Below are 12,627 nucleotides of genomic sequence, written 5' to 3' on the forward strand. Positions count from 1 at the left end.
CCGGCCGGACCCTAGCGGATCGCGGCGACGCCAGACCTGATTTCGCGTGGCAACGCAAAAAGCATGCCGAGCCCCACCCGTAATGAGATGCGAGCGAATTCCTATGTTTCTTATAAGGATGAACGGGAGTCCCGTCCCGGCAAATTTTGCCCAGGGCAGATTTTGCCGGGCCGATCTTGCCTTGTGGGATAATGGGTCACTCGCCGGGGGTAGGGGCTTCTTCGACCATGTGCCGGCGGATCAGCGGCATCTGGAACAGCATGAAGACGAAGGTCGCCGCCATGCTGCCCGGCACCTTCCACAGGACCCAGACGTCCAGGCTGGCGACGCGGCGCACCACCTCGTTGGCCAGCGCCATGGCGATGAAGAACAGGCAAAAGCGCAGCGACAGCGCCCGCCAGCCGTCGTCGTCGAGCGACAGGGCCTCGCCCAGCACCGCCTTGACGGTGGGGCGGTTCAAGACCAGGCCGCCGCCCAGCACGGCGGCGAACAGGCCGTAGACGATGGACGGCTTCATCATGATGAAGGTCTCGTCGTTCAGCCACAGGGTGAGGCCGCCGAACACGCCGACCACCAGGGCGGTGACCAGCGGCATCAGGGCGACCTTGCGGGTGAAGACGAAGGACAGGACCAGGGCGACGGCCGTCGCCGCCATCAGCGCGGCGGTGGCGGGCAGCAGGCCTTTCAGCCAGTAAAGCCCCAGGAACACCGCCAGCGGACCGAAATCCACGGCGGGCTTCAGCCATTTGGGGGCCTGGTTGGCGGGCTGTTGGTCGCTCATTCCACCGTGACGCTTTTCGCCAGGTTGCGGGGCTGGTCCACGTCGGTGCCCTTGGCGACGGCCACGTGGTAGGCCAGCAGCTGCACCGGGATGGCGTAGAGGATGGGGGCGACGATGGGATCGACGCTGGGCAGGGCCATGGAGGAGAACGCCTTGGCCGACAGCCGCTCGATGCCTTCCTTGTCGGAGAAGAACACCACCCGGCCGCCGCGCGCCACCACTTCCTGCACGTTGCTGGCGGTCTTTTCGTACAGCTCGTCGGTGGGGCAGATGACGATGACGGGGACCGAATCGTCGATGAGCGCGATGGGGCCGTGCTTCAGCTCGCCGGCGGCATAGCCCTCGGCGTGGATATAGCTGATTTCCTTGAGCTTCAAGGCGCCTTCCAGCGCGATGGGATAGCCGGTGCCGCGCCCGAGATAAAGCACGTCGCGGGCCTCGGCGATGCCCTGGGCGATGACGCGGATGTCGTCGTCGCGGCGCAGCACCTCGGCGATGCGGGCGGGAATCTCGGACAGCGAGCGGCAGATTTCGGCCTCGGCGCTAGCCGACAGGGCGCCGGTGGCGCGGCCCATGCCGATGGCGAGACAGGCCAGCACGGTCAGCTGGGTGGTGAAGGCCTTGGTCGAGGCCACGCCGATCTCAGGGCCGGCCATGGTCAGCAGGGCGGCCTCGGACTCGCGGGCGATGGTGCTTTCCGGCACGTTGACCAGGGACAGCGTCTTCTGGCCGTGCTCGCGGCAATAGCGGAGCGCGGCCAAGGTGTCGGCGGTCTCGCCCGATTGCGAGATGAAGATGGCCAGGCCGTCGGCTTCCATGGGCGGGCAGCGGTAGCGGAACTCCGAGGCGATATCCACCTCGACCGGCAGGCGGGCCAGCTTCTCGATCCAGTACTTGGCCACCGAGGCGGCGTAGAACGAGGTGCCGCAGGCGATGATCCGCACCCGCTTCACCGTGCCCAGATCGAAGGGCAGCTTGGGCAGCGTGATGGTGCGGTCGGCGGGGTTCAGCATGGTGTTGAGCGTGCCGCCCACCACTTCCGGCTGCTCGAAGATTTCCTTCAGCATGAAGTGGCGGTGCTCGCCCTTGCCGATCATGGCGCCCGAGAACTGGGTCTGGCGCACTTCGCGGGTCACCACCGCGCCGCTGCGGTCGCGGATGATCACGCTGTCGGCGGTCAGTACCGCCCAGTCGCCGTCGTTGAGATAGCTGATCTTCTGGGTGAGCGGCGCCAGCGCCAGGGCGTCGGAGCCGAGATACATCTCGCCCGCGCCATAGCCGATGGCCAAGGGCGAGCCCTGGCGGGCCGCGATCATCATGTCGGGCCGGCCGGCGAAGATGATGCCGAGAGCGAAAGCGCCCTGCAGGCGCTCCAGCGCCTTGGCGGTGGCGTCCTCCGGGCTCATTCCCAGGCCCAGGTGATGGTCGATCAGCTGCGCCACCGCCTCGGTGTCGGTGTCGCTTTCGAACACCTGGCCCTGGGCGGAAAGCTCCGCCTTCAGCTCGTGGAAATTCTCGATGATGCCGTTGTGGACCACCGCCACCCGCTGGGTGGCGTGGGGGTGGGCGTTGCGTTCGTTGGGCACGCCGTGGGTGGCCCAGCGGGTGTGGCCGATGCCGATCAGGCCGCCCACCGGCTTGGTCTTCAGCAGGGCTTCCAGATTGGCCAGCTTGCCTTCGGCCCGGCGGCGCTCGATGGCGCCGTCCACCAGGGTGGCGATGCCGGCCGAATCGTAGCCGCGATATTCCAGGCGCCGCAATCCTTCCACCAGAAGGGCGGGGACTTCCTGCTTGCCGATGATGCCGACGATGCCGCACATGGCGCCTAGTCCTTCTTCGCTTTCTTGGCGGCCTGTTGGGCGCGGAACCGGTCGGCCCAGCCCTTCAGCTCCATCTGCGAGCCGCGCGCCACCGCCAGCGCGCCTTCGGTCACTTCCTTGGTGATCACCGAACCGGCGCCGACCACGGCCCCGTCGCCGATCTTCACCGGGGCCACCAGCGAGGTGTTGGAGCCGATGAAGGCCCCCGCGCCGATGTCGGTGAACGACTTGTTGAAGCCGTCGTAATTGCAGGTGATGGTGCCCGCGCCCACATTGGCGCCGGCTCCCACGCGGGCGTCGCCGATATAGGTCAGGTGGTTGACCTTGGCGCCGGCCTCGATGGTGGACTTCTTGACCTCGACGAAATTGCCGATATGGGCGTTCTCGCCGATCTCGGCGCCGGGGCGCAGACGGGCGAAGGGACCGGCGGCCACGCCGTCTTCCACGCTGCAGCCCTCGAAATGGCAGAAGCCCTTGATCTCGACGTTGTCGCCCACGGTGACGCCGGGGCCGAACACCACGTGCGGCCAGACGGTGACGTCCTTGCCGATTTTGGTGTCCCACGACAGCCAGACGGTGGCGGGATCGATCAGGGTGGCGCCGCCCTCCATGGCAGCTTCGCGCAGGCGGGCCTGGACCAGGGATTCGGCCACCGCCAGCTCCGAGCGGGAGTTGACGCCCAGCAGCTCGGCCGGATCGCCCTCCACGTGCGAGCAGGTGGCGCCGTCGGCGCGCGCCAGGGCGACGATGTCGGTCAGGTAGTACTCGCCCTTGGAATTCTTGTTGTCGACCCGCTCGATCAGGCTCCACAGCCGGTTGCCGTCGATGGCCATCACGCCGGAATTGCACAGCGGGTTCTCGCGCTGCTCAGGGGTGGCGTCGCGGTATTCGACGATGGCCTTCAGCCCCTCGGCGCCCACCACCAGACGGCCGTAATGGCCGGGGTCATGGGGCTTGAAGCCCAGCACCACCACCGCCGGGTCGCGGGGGCCCCTGCGCTCGGCCAGCATGCGCTCCAGCGTCGCCCGGGTGATCAGCGGCGTGTCGCCGTACAGCACCAGCACGTTGCCGTCGAACTGGCCCAGCGCCGCCTTGGCCTGGAGAACGGCATGCCCGGTGCCCAGCCGGTCGGCCTGGATCACCGTGGGATGGGGGGCGACGGTGTTGCTCACCACCTCCATGTCGGGGCCGACCACCACCACCATGCGATCGGGCGCCAGGCCCGAGACGGTGTCGAGCAGATGGCTCACCATGGGCCGCCCCGCCAGCGGATGCATCACCTTAGGCAGCGACGACTTCATGCGCGTTCCCATGCCGGCGGCAAGGACGATGACGGCGAGCTTGGCTGAAGCCATGATGCGGGCTGGACCCAATCTGTTGCGGTTGTGGCCGGAAGGTGCCACAAAAGGCCCGAGTGGGCCAAGTCAATCTTTGTTTCGGAAGGTTTCAATGGGCATGGGATTGCAGGCGGTGCTGTTCGACCTGGACGGCACCCTGATTCATTCGCTTCCCGATCTGGTGGCGGCGGTCAACCGGCTGCTGGCGAGCGAGGGGCGCAAGGCCCTGGACGACCGTACGGTGATGTCCTTCGTGGGCGACGGGGCGGGCACCCTGGTGACGCGGGTGTTCACCGCCACCGGCGGCATGCCGGGCCCCGACGTGGAGCCGTATCTCAAGCGCTTCCTGGCCGATTACGAGCCGCGCTCGACCGAGAACACCGTGCCCTGGCCCGGCGTGCCGGAAACCCTGGCCGAGCTGAAGGCCGCCGGTCTGCGCCTTGCCGTCTGCACCAACAAGCCGAGCCGCGCCACCGCCGAGATCCTGGCGGCCTTGGACCTGGGGCGCTGGTTCGACCTGGTGGTGGGCGCCGACGACGCGCCTTCCATCAAGCCCGACCCGGCCCATGTCACCTGCATCCTCGACCGCCTGGGAGTGCCGGCCGGGGCCGCCGTGATGGTGGGCGATTCCACCAACGACATCGTCTCGGCTAAGCGCGCCGGGGTGAGGAGCGTGGCGCTGTCCTTCGGCTATTGCCACGGGCCGGTGGCGGATTTGGGCGCCGACTGGGTCGTCGACGACTTCCGGGAACTTTCCCGGTTGCTGCTGGGGTAGCCCTCTTGCGTTGAAAGATGTTCGGGGCCATGCTCTCCCCAGCCGAATGTCGGGGGCGCCGTGGTCGAGGGTAAGGGTAAGCCGCAAGAGCGGCGGGTTGAGGAATTGTCGCAGCAGGTCGAGCGCCTGTCGCTTTACCAAGCGGTGTTCGACAATGCCTACGAGGGCATATTCGCCACCAACTCGGCCAACCGTATCATCGCCGTCAATCCCGCCTTTACCGCCATCACCGGCTATGCGGCCGAGGAAGCCATCGGCAACGATCCCCACATGCTCAGTTCGGGGTTCCACGACCGCGCCTTCTACGACGAGATGTGGCAGCACCTATCGGCCCACGGCCAATGGCAGGGCGACGTCATCGACCGCCACAAGGACGGCCGTCCCATCCGCCTGTGGCTGTCCATCACCAGCCAGCGTGGCCCGGACGGCTCGGTCGACCGGCGCATCGCCGTGTTCCGCGACGTCACCGAGGCGCGCGAAACGGCCGAGCAGCTGTGGCAGCGCAGCAATTTCGACCCGCTGACCGAACTGCCCAACCGCAACCTGTTCCTCGACCGCCTGCTGCAGGCCCTGGTCCTGGCCGGGCGCGAGGGCTCGAAGGCGGCCATGCTGTTCATCGGCCTGGACGGCTTCAAGAACATCAACGATTCGCTGGGCCACTGGATCGGCGACAAGGTGCTGCAGGAGGCCTCGCGGCGCTTCCTGAACTGCCTGCGCCAGGGCGACACGGCGGCGCGCTTCGGCGGCGACGAGTTCACCATGGTGCTGTCGGGCGTGCGCTCGACATCGGAGGTGGAGGCGGTGATCCGCGCCGTGCTCGAGGCGCTGCAGGAACCCTTCGTGGTCGAGCATCACCACATCCTGATCTCGTGCTCCATCGGTGTCTGCCTGTGGCCGGGCGATGGCGAGGACGTCGAGGCCTTGATGCGCAACGCCACGGCGGCGCTGCAGCAGGCCAAGCAGGCGGGGCGCAACACCTTCCGCTTCTTCACGCCCGCCATGGACGCCCGCGCCCAGGCCCGTTCCAAGCTGGCCGACGAATTGTCCGGCGCCCTGGCCCAGGGCGAGTTCCATCTGGTGTTCCAGCCGCTGGTGGACGTCAAGACCGGCAAGGTCAACGCGGCCGAGGCGCTGCTGCGCTGGCACAACCGCTATCTCGGCGTGGTCAGCCCCGACCAGTTCGTCCCCCTGGCCGAGGAGATCGGCCTGATCCGCCCCATCGGCGAATGGCTGATCACGGCGGCCTGCCGCGAGGCGCTGGTCTGGCAGGGCATGGGGCTGGGCGACATCAACATCGCCGTCAACATCTCGCCCCGGCAGTTCCAGCAGGGCGACATCGTCGCCATCATCAAGCGCGCCCTGGACGAGACCCGCCTGCCGCCCTGGCTGCTGACCATCGAGATCACCGAGGGCCTGCTGCTGTCCAACGGCGAGGAGATTCTGGCCAAGATGGAGGCCATCCGGGGCCTGGGCGTCAGCCTGTCGGTGGACGATTTCGGCACCGGCTATTCGTCGCTGTCGTACTTGAAGAGCTTCCCGGTGGACGTGCTGAAGATCGACCGCTCGTTCATCGCCGACATGGGGGTGCACGCCGACGACGCCACCATGGTCGAGGCGATCATCGCGCTCGGCCACTCTTTGCACCTGGAAGTGGTGGCCGAGGGCGTCGAGACCCAGGAACAGCTGGATTTCATCACCAGTCAGGGCTGCGACGTCGCTCAGGGCTATTTCTTCTCGCCGCCGCTTTCCGGTCCGCGTTTCCGCGAATTCGTGCTGGGGCGCCACGGCCTGCCCCATCCCAGCGGGGTGGCCGGCGTGGCTCCCCATGGCATCCGGGTGCTGTTCGCCGACGACATGGAGCTTGTCCGTCTGGTGTTCCGCGACTTCCTGGACGGCACCGGCTGCATCATCGACGAAGCCTCGGGCGGGGCGGAAGCCATCGCCAAGGCCACCGCCGTGCGCACCGACGGCGGCAACCGCCACCAGCTGGTGGTGCTCGACATCTGCATGCCCGAGGTGGACGGCTTCGAGGTGGCCAAGGCCATCCGCCTGTTCGAGGAGGCCCACGGATTGCCGGCGGTGCCGCTGATCGCGCTGACCGCCGACGATTCCGAGGCCAGCCGGATCCGGGCCATCGACGCCGGCTTCAACCGCTTCCTCGCCAAGCCCATCTCGCGCTCGGACCTGCTGGCCGCCATGGCCGAGATGCTGCCGCCCACCGAGATCGACGCCGCGCCCGAGGCGCCGGGCCTGGCGGCGGGGATCAACATTCCCGCCGGGCTGGAGCATCTGCTGCCCGCCTTCCTGGCCGAAATGCTGAAGGACCAGGAGGTGCTGCGCCGCCTGGCCGAGGCGGGCGACCGCGCCCGGCTCGCCGACCATGCCCACGCCATGCGCGGCAAATGCGGCATGTTCGGCGAGGAGGCGCTTTACACCCTGCTGGGCGACCTGGAGGCGCTGGCGCCCCAGGGCGAGAACGGCGAAATCACCCGTCTGGTCGCCAAGGTCGTTGAACGGGTCGGCCGCCTGTAGCACCATGGGTACTCAATCCCGGGCGGCATCATCATGAAGATCACGCAGTTCACCGACTTTTCCATCCGTCTGCTCATCTATCTGTCACGCCACCGCGACCGGGTGGTGACGGTGCGCGAGGTGGCCGAGTATTACGACATCTCCGCCGAGCACCTGAAGAAGATCGTCCGCTCCCTGGCCGACCTGGGGCATGTGCAGACGGTGCGCGGCAAGCATGGCGGCCTGCGCCTGGGCCGCGAGCCCCGGGACATCGCCCTGGGCCATCTGTTCCGCCAGCAGGAGAACCTGGCCCTGCTGCCCTGTCACGAGCCCTGCGACACCTGTCCCATCGTGGAATGCAAATTGCGCAGCCTGGTGGACAACGCGCTGATGGCCTTCCTGGCGGTGTTCGACGGCAAGACCCTGGCGGACGTGATCTAGCCCGCCACCGGCGCCCACAGCACTTCGTCGATGCCGTCGGCTCCGGCCAGCAGCATCACCAGCCGGTCGAAACCGAGCGCGATTCCGGCCGAATCCGGCATGCCGAAGTCCAGCGCGGCCAGGAAATCCTCGTCCAGGGGGTAGCGCTCGCCGTAGAGGCGCTCCTTCAGGTCCATGTCGGCGGTGAAGCGGCGGCGCTGTTCGCCCGCGTCGGTCAGCTCGCCGAAGGCGTTGCACAATTCCACCCCGCAGGCATAGGCCTCGAAGCGCTCGGCCACCCGTGGGTCGGCGGGCGAGGGGCGCGACAGCGCCGCCATGGAGACCGGATAGGAATGCAGTATGACCGGTCGGTCGAAGCCGAGATGAGGCTCGACGCGGTCCAGCATCACCTTGAAGAAGATGTCCTCCCAGGTGTCGGACGGGCTGACCGAGATGCCGATGCGCGTGGCCTCGGCGGCCAGCACCGACCGGTCGGGCGACCACGGGTCGGGGGCGGTGGCCAGTACGTCGATGCCGGCGTATTCATTGAAGGCCTCGGCCACCGACAGCCGCCGCCAGGGGGCGAAGGCATCGCATTCCAGCCCGCCCCGCCGCAGCGTTTCCACCCCGGCGGCCCGCGCGCAGTCCCGCACCAGGGTTTCGGTGTCGGCCATCAAATCCGAGATGGAGGCTCCGGCCCGGTACCATTCCAGCATGGTGAATTCGGGATGGTGGGTGGCCGAGCGCTCGCCATTGCGGAACACCCGGGCCAGCTGGTAGAGGCGCGGCACCCCGGCCACCAGCAGCTTCTTCATGGCGAATTCTGGGCTGGTGTGGAGGTAGAGCGGCCGGTCGGGGCCGCCATAGGGATCGGCAAGCGCGGTGGCGAAGGCCTTGAGGTGGGGCTCCAAGCCCGGCGAGACCTGCAGGCAGGGCGTTTCCACCTCCGCGAAGTCGCGGGTGGCGAAGAAGGCGCGGGTGGCGCCGAGCACGCGCGAGCGCAGCTCCAGATTGGCGCGCCGCGCCGCGAACGCCTGGGGCCGCCACCATTCTTTACCTGCCATGGCCTTTTCCTCTATCAAGGGACCCCATGTCCCACCGACGCACTCTTCGCACTCCCCAGGACCTGCTCGACGCCGGGCTGATCGCTTCCGCCCAGGCGGTGGAGCCGGTGGCCCGCACCTACGCCGTGGCGTTGACGCCCGCGGTGGTGGACCTGATCGACGGGTCCGACCCGGCCGACCCCATCGCCCGGCAATACGTGCCCTCGGCCGAGGAACTGGTCACCCGGCCGGAAGAGCTGGCCGACCCCATCGGCGACGCAGCCTACAGCCCGGCCAAGGGCCTCGTCCACCGCTACCCCGACCGGGTGCTGCTGACGCCGCTCCTGGTCTGTCCGGTCTATTGCCGCTTCTGCTTCCGGCGCGCCCGGGTGGGCGATTCCGAGGCCACCATGACCGAGGCCGAGACCGAAGCCGCCCTGGCCTATGTGGCGGAGCGGCCCCAGATCCGCGAGGTGATCCTGACCGGCGGCGATCCGCTGATGCTGGGCGTGAAGCGTCTGGAGGATCTGCTGGCGCGCATCCGGGCCATCGCCCATGTGGAACTGGTCCGCATCCATTCCCGCGTGCCGGTCAGCGACCCCGAACGGATCACCGCCGCCCTGGCCCGCCTGCTGGGTGAGGGGGACAAGCCGGTGTGGCTGGCCGTCCACGTCAACCATGTCCGCGAATTGTCGCCGCCGGCCCGCGCCGGTCTGGCCCGGCTGGCCCGCGCCGGGGTGCCGCTTCTGTCCCAGAGCGTGCTGCTGAAAGGCGTCAACGACAGCGTCGAGGCGCTGGACGACCTGTTCCGCGCCCTGGTGAAGAACCGGGTGCGGCCCTATTACCTGCACCACCCCGACCTGGCGCCCGGCACCAGCCATTTCCGCCCCAGCATCGCCGAGGGCCAGGCCCTGATGCGGCGCTTGCGCGGCCGCCTTACCGGCATCGCCCAGCCCACCTACGTGCTCGACATCCCCGGAGGTGCCGGCAAGGTGCCGGTGGGGCCCGATTATTGGGATGCGGAGGGGGGCGAAGTGACCGATCCCCAGGGCGGCGGACACCGCTATCTCCCGGTGTGACGGGTATTCTTGCCTTCCAGCAGGCGACCTGATAGGGTCCGCGCCAATTTCCTTAAGCCCTGTTGGAACTCCCATGAAGATCAACGCCAACCTGATTCGTCCCGGCAACATTCTCGAGCATAACGGCCGCCAGTACGCCGTGCTGAAGATCCAGATCGTCCAGCCCGGCAAGGGCGGCGCCTTCATCACCGTGGAAATGCGCGACATCCGCACCGGCAACAAGACCAACGAGCGCTGGCGCACCGCCGACACCGTCGAGAAGTGCAACGTCGAGGCCAAGGAATGCACGTTCCTGTTCCGTGACGATTCCATCATGACCTTCATGGATTCCGAGAGCTTCGAGCAGTTCACCATGCCCAACGACACCCTGGGCGACACCATCGGCTTCCTGCAGGACGGCATGGTGGTCGAGGTGGACTTCGTCGAGGGTTCGCCCGTCTCCATCACGCTCCCGGAAAAGGTGGTGATGAAGGTGGTCGAGGCCGATCCGGTGGTGAAGGGCCAGACCGCGTCGTCGTCCTACAAGCCGGCCAAGCTGGAAAACGGCATGAAGATCCTGGTTCCCCCCTTCCTGGAGGAAGGCGAGGTGATCATCGTCAGCACCTCCGACTGCACCTATGTCGAGCGGTTCAAGGGCTAAGCGGTGATCATTCGTTCCGCCCTGCTCAACGTCATGATGGGGGCGGCCCGCAAGGCCGCCCGCAATCTCGTTCGCGATTACGGCGAGGTGGCGCAGCTGCAGGTGTCCAAGAAGGGCCCCGCCGACTTCGTGTCCTCGGCCGATCTCAAGGCCGAGAAGACGCTGCGCGCCGAGCTGAAGAAGGCCCGTCCCGGCTTCGGCTTCCTGCTGGAGGAAGGCGGCGAGGTCGCCGGCGACGACAAGAGCCACCGCTGGATCATCGATCCCATCGACGGCACCACCAACTTCCTGCACGGCATCCCCAATTTCTGCATCTCCATCGCGCTCGAGCGTGACGGCGAGCTGTTCGCCGGCGTGGTCTACCAGCCGCTGGGCGACGAGATGTTCCATGCGGAAAAGGGCGCCGGCGCCTTCCTGAACGAGCACCGCCTGCGGGTTTCCGCCCGGCGCAAGCTGGAAGACACCGTGATCGCCACCGGCATTCCCTTCCACGGCCGCCCGGGCCATGAGGTCTTCTTGAAGGAACTGGGCGCGGTGATGGGCCAGGTGGCGGGCATCCGCCGGTTCGGCTCGGCGGCTCTCGACCTCGCCTACGTGGCGGCCGGGCGCTGCGACGGCTATTGGGAAACCGGCATCCAGCCGTGGGACATCGCGGCGGGGATCGTGCTGGTTAGGGAAGCGGGCGGTTACGTCACCGACTTCCAGGGCGGTTCGAAGATGCTGGACAACGGGCAGGTGCTGGCCGCCAACGACCATCTGCACCAGCCGTTGCTGAAACTGCTGAAGGCGGCGCGGGGATAGGGTTGTGGCCGGACTCTGGTTCGGTTAGATTCCTGACCATAAAGAAAATCGAGGGATTCCAGCCGGGAGAGTGGCGTGATGAGCAGGGGGAGAAAGGTCGCGTTGCTGGCGCTGGGAGCGCTTGTATCCGTCGCGGCCGCGCCCGCATCCGCCCAGGTGGTGGTGGGAGAATACCGTCCCAGCGTTGACGTCAACTGGGACGTGCTGGACAAGCTGGGCCCGGAACCCACCCTGCCGGGTCTGGTGACCCGTCCGCCGTCGGCCGCCATTCCCGCCGCTCCGCGCCCCGTGGCGCGGCCCGTCTCGCCTAAGGCCGGCGCGTTCAAGCCCTATGCCGAGGCGGCCCCCAAGGCCGCCGCTCCCAAGGCTGTGGCCGCCAAGCCGAAGCCCGCCCCCAAGGTCGAGGAGGCCGCCGCCGTCCCCGCCCCCAAGGCCGAGATTCCGCCCGCCCTGCCGCCCAAGGCCCCCGAGCCCGCCAAGAGCGAGCCGGCCAAGATCGCCGAGGCGCCCAAGGCGTCTGGGCCCGCCCCCAAGCCGGCCAAGCCCGACATCGCGGCCGAGGTGCCTCCGCCGCCGCCCAAGGCCCCCGCCAAGGCCGAAGCTCCCAAGGCCGTCGAGACGCCCAAGCCCGAGATGCCCAAGGTGGCCGAGGCCCCCAAGGTTCCGGAACCGGTCAAGGCGGTCGAGGCTCCCAAGGCCCCCGAATTGCCCAAGGCCGAACCGCCCAAGGCTCCCGAGCCGCCCAAGGCCGAGCCCGCCAAGGCTCCGGACTCTCCCTCGGCGGTGCAGTTCGTCAAGACCCCGCCGCCCGCCGCCGTCCCGGCTCCCGCCGCGCCCGCGCCCATGCCGGTGGTTCCCGCCCCCGTGGTGCAGGCTCCGCCCGTGGCTCCGCCGCTGCCGGTGGCACCGCCGCCGGTGGTCGCTGCTCCCGTTCCCGCTCCGGTGCTCGCCCCCGCTCCGGCTCCGGCGCCCCAGTTGGCGGCTCTGCCGCCCGCCGCGCCCAGCCGCAAGGGCGACAACCTGACGGTGCCCTTCGCCACCGACAGCTCGCACCTGCCGGAATCGGCCCGCGCCGAACTGGACCGCCTGGCCCAGCGCATGGACAAGGACGAAAGCCTGAACCTGCAGCTGCTGGCCTATGCCGCCGGCGACGAGGCCAATGCCAGCAAGGCCCGGCGTCTGTCGCTGTCGCGGGCGCTCGAAGTGCGCAAGTACCTGATGGAGATGGGCGTGCGCTCCACCCGCATCGAGGTCCGGGCGCTGGGCAACAAGGTCGAGAGCGGCGCCGCCGACCGCGTCGATGCCATGCTGGTGGCGCGCTAGGGGCGGTCCGCCGTATTTCGGACATGATCGCGTGCCAGGGTGAGCGGCGCGCGGGATTGCCCGCCTGCCGCCAGACCGCCTGTCGCCTGACCGAGAG

At 68.3% G+C, this 12,627-nt stretch carries 11 protein-coding genes; 7 read left to right on the forward strand and 4 right to left on the reverse strand.

The features are described from left to right. Positions 1 to 196: 196 nt before the first annotated feature. The 3 genes from XM1_RS08880 to glmU are packed head-to-tail and all read right to left on the reverse strand — an operon-like array spanning position 197 to position 3,956. Complete coding sequence (locus XM1_RS08880; protein ID WP_068432756.1) at positions 197 to 781, reverse strand: septation protein A; 585 nt, start codon at positions 779 to 781, stop codon at positions 197 to 199. Further along, positions 778 to 2,601 carry a glutamine--fructose-6-phosphate transaminase (isomerizing) gene (gene glmS / locus XM1_RS08885; RefSeq protein ID WP_068432757.1) on the reverse strand — a complete coding sequence of 608 codons (1,824 nt, stop codon included), beginning with the start codon at positions 2,599 to 2,601 and terminating at the stop codon, positions 778 to 780. The genes XM1_RS08880 and glmS overlap by 4 nt, the downstream gene beginning before the upstream one ends. A gap of 5 nt (positions 2,602 to 2,606) precedes the next feature. Next, the gene (gene glmU / locus XM1_RS08890) at positions 2,607 to 3,956 is read right to left on the reverse strand and encodes a bifunctional UDP-N-acetylglucosamine diphosphorylase/glucosamine-1-phosphate N-acetyltransferase GlmU (RefSeq protein WP_068432759.1); all 1,350 of its coding nucleotides are present in this window, start codon (positions 3,954 to 3,956) and stop codon (positions 2,607 to 2,609) included. A 94-nt stretch (positions 3,957 to 4,050) separates the two neighbouring features. Between glmU and gph the strand changes: the two genes are divergently transcribed. Genes gph through XM1_RS08905 form a run of 3 tightly spaced genes read left to right on the forward strand, consistent with a single transcriptional unit; the run spans position 4,051 to position 7,665 of the window. Then, entirely contained in the window at positions 4,051 to 4,713 is a 663-nt protein-coding gene (gene gph, locus XM1_RS08895; RefSeq protein ID WP_068432760.1) for a phosphoglycolate phosphatase, read from the forward strand. 60 nt (positions 4,714 to 4,773) lie between these two features. After that, complete coding sequence (locus tag XM1_RS08900; RefSeq protein ID WP_068432761.1) at positions 4,774 to 7,245, forward strand: EAL domain-containing protein; 2,472 nt, start codon at positions 4,774 to 4,776, stop codon at positions 7,243 to 7,245. Between the two features lie 33 nt (positions 7,246 to 7,278). Continuing rightward, a complete protein-coding gene (locus tag XM1_RS08905; RefSeq protein ID WP_068432762.1) occupies positions 7,279 to 7,665 on the forward strand; it encodes an Rrf2 family transcriptional regulator in 387 nt (128 codons plus the stop codon). On the opposite strand, the gene epmA is transcribed toward XM1_RS08905, so the two are convergent. Beyond that, positions 7,662 to 8,708, reverse strand: a complete 1,047-nt coding sequence (epmA, locus tag XM1_RS08910; RefSeq protein ID WP_068432763.1) for an EF-P lysine aminoacylase EpmA — start codon at positions 8,706 to 8,708, stop codon at positions 7,662 to 7,664. The genes XM1_RS08905 and epmA overlap by 4 nt on opposite strands. A 26-nt stretch (positions 8,709 to 8,734) precedes the next feature. Here epmA and XM1_RS08915 point away from each other — a divergent pair, with 26 nt between their 5' ends. From XM1_RS08915 to XM1_RS08930, 4 genes are all read left to right on the forward strand, one after another. Further along, entirely contained in the window at positions 8,735 to 9,766 is a 1,032-nt protein-coding gene (locus XM1_RS08915) for a lysine-2,3-aminomutase-like protein (RefSeq protein WP_068432764.1), read from the forward strand. A 73-nt stretch (positions 9,767 to 9,839) separates the two neighbouring features. Next, complete coding sequence (efp, locus tag XM1_RS08920; RefSeq protein ID WP_068432766.1) at positions 9,840 to 10,406, forward strand: elongation factor P; 567 nt, start codon at positions 9,840 to 9,842, stop codon at positions 10,404 to 10,406. A gap of 3 nt (positions 10,407 to 10,409) precedes the next feature. Then, the gene (locus XM1_RS08925) at positions 10,410 to 11,207 is read left to right on the forward strand and encodes an inositol monophosphatase family protein (protein WP_068432767.1); all 798 of its coding nucleotides are present in this window, start codon (positions 10,410 to 10,412) and stop codon (positions 11,205 to 11,207) included. 78 nt (positions 11,208 to 11,285) lie between these two features. Next, positions 11,286 to 12,530, forward strand: a complete 1,245-nt coding sequence (locus XM1_RS08930) for an OmpA family protein (RefSeq protein WP_231920745.1) — start codon at positions 11,286 to 11,288, stop codon at positions 12,528 to 12,530. Positions 12,531 to 12,627 lie beyond the last annotated feature (97 nt).

Source organism: Magnetospirillum sp. XM-1 (assembly GCF_001511835.1).
Taxonomy (GTDB): Bacteria; Pseudomonadota; Alphaproteobacteria; order Rhodospirillales; family Magnetospirillaceae; genus Phaeospirillum.

Coding starts and splice junctions, on each gene's coding strand:
- XM1_RS08880 (WP_068432756.1), bottom strand. CDS start 781: ATGAGCGACCAACAGCCCGCCAACCAGGCCCCCAAATGGCTGAAGCCC.
- glmS (WP_068432757.1), bottom strand. CDS start 2,601: ATGTGCGGCATCGTCGGCATCATCGGCAAGCAGGAAGTCCCCGCCCTT.
- glmU (WP_068432759.1), bottom strand. CDS start 3,956: ATGGCTTCAGCCAAGCTCGCCGTCATCGTCCTTGCCGCCGGCATGGGA.
- gph (WP_068432760.1), top strand. CDS start 4,051: ATGGGCATGGGATTGCAGGCGGTGCTGTTCGACCTGGACGGCACCCTG.
- XM1_RS08905 (WP_068432762.1), top strand. CDS start 7,279: ATGAAGATCACGCAGTTCACCGACTTTTCCATCCGTCTGCTCATCTAT.
- epmA (WP_068432763.1), bottom strand. CDS start 8,708: ATGGCAGGTAAAGAATGGTGGCGGCCCCAGGCGTTCGCGGCGCGGCGC.
- XM1_RS08915 (WP_068432764.1), top strand. CDS start 8,735: ATGTCCCACCGACGCACTCTTCGCACTCCCCAGGACCTGCTCGACGCC.
- efp (WP_068432766.1), top strand. CDS start 9,840: ATGAAGATCAACGCCAACCTGATTCGTCCCGGCAACATTCTCGAGCAT.
- XM1_RS08930 (WP_231920745.1), top strand. CDS start 11,286: ATGAGCAGGGGGAGAAAGGTCGCGTTGCTGGCGCTGGGAGCGCTTGTA.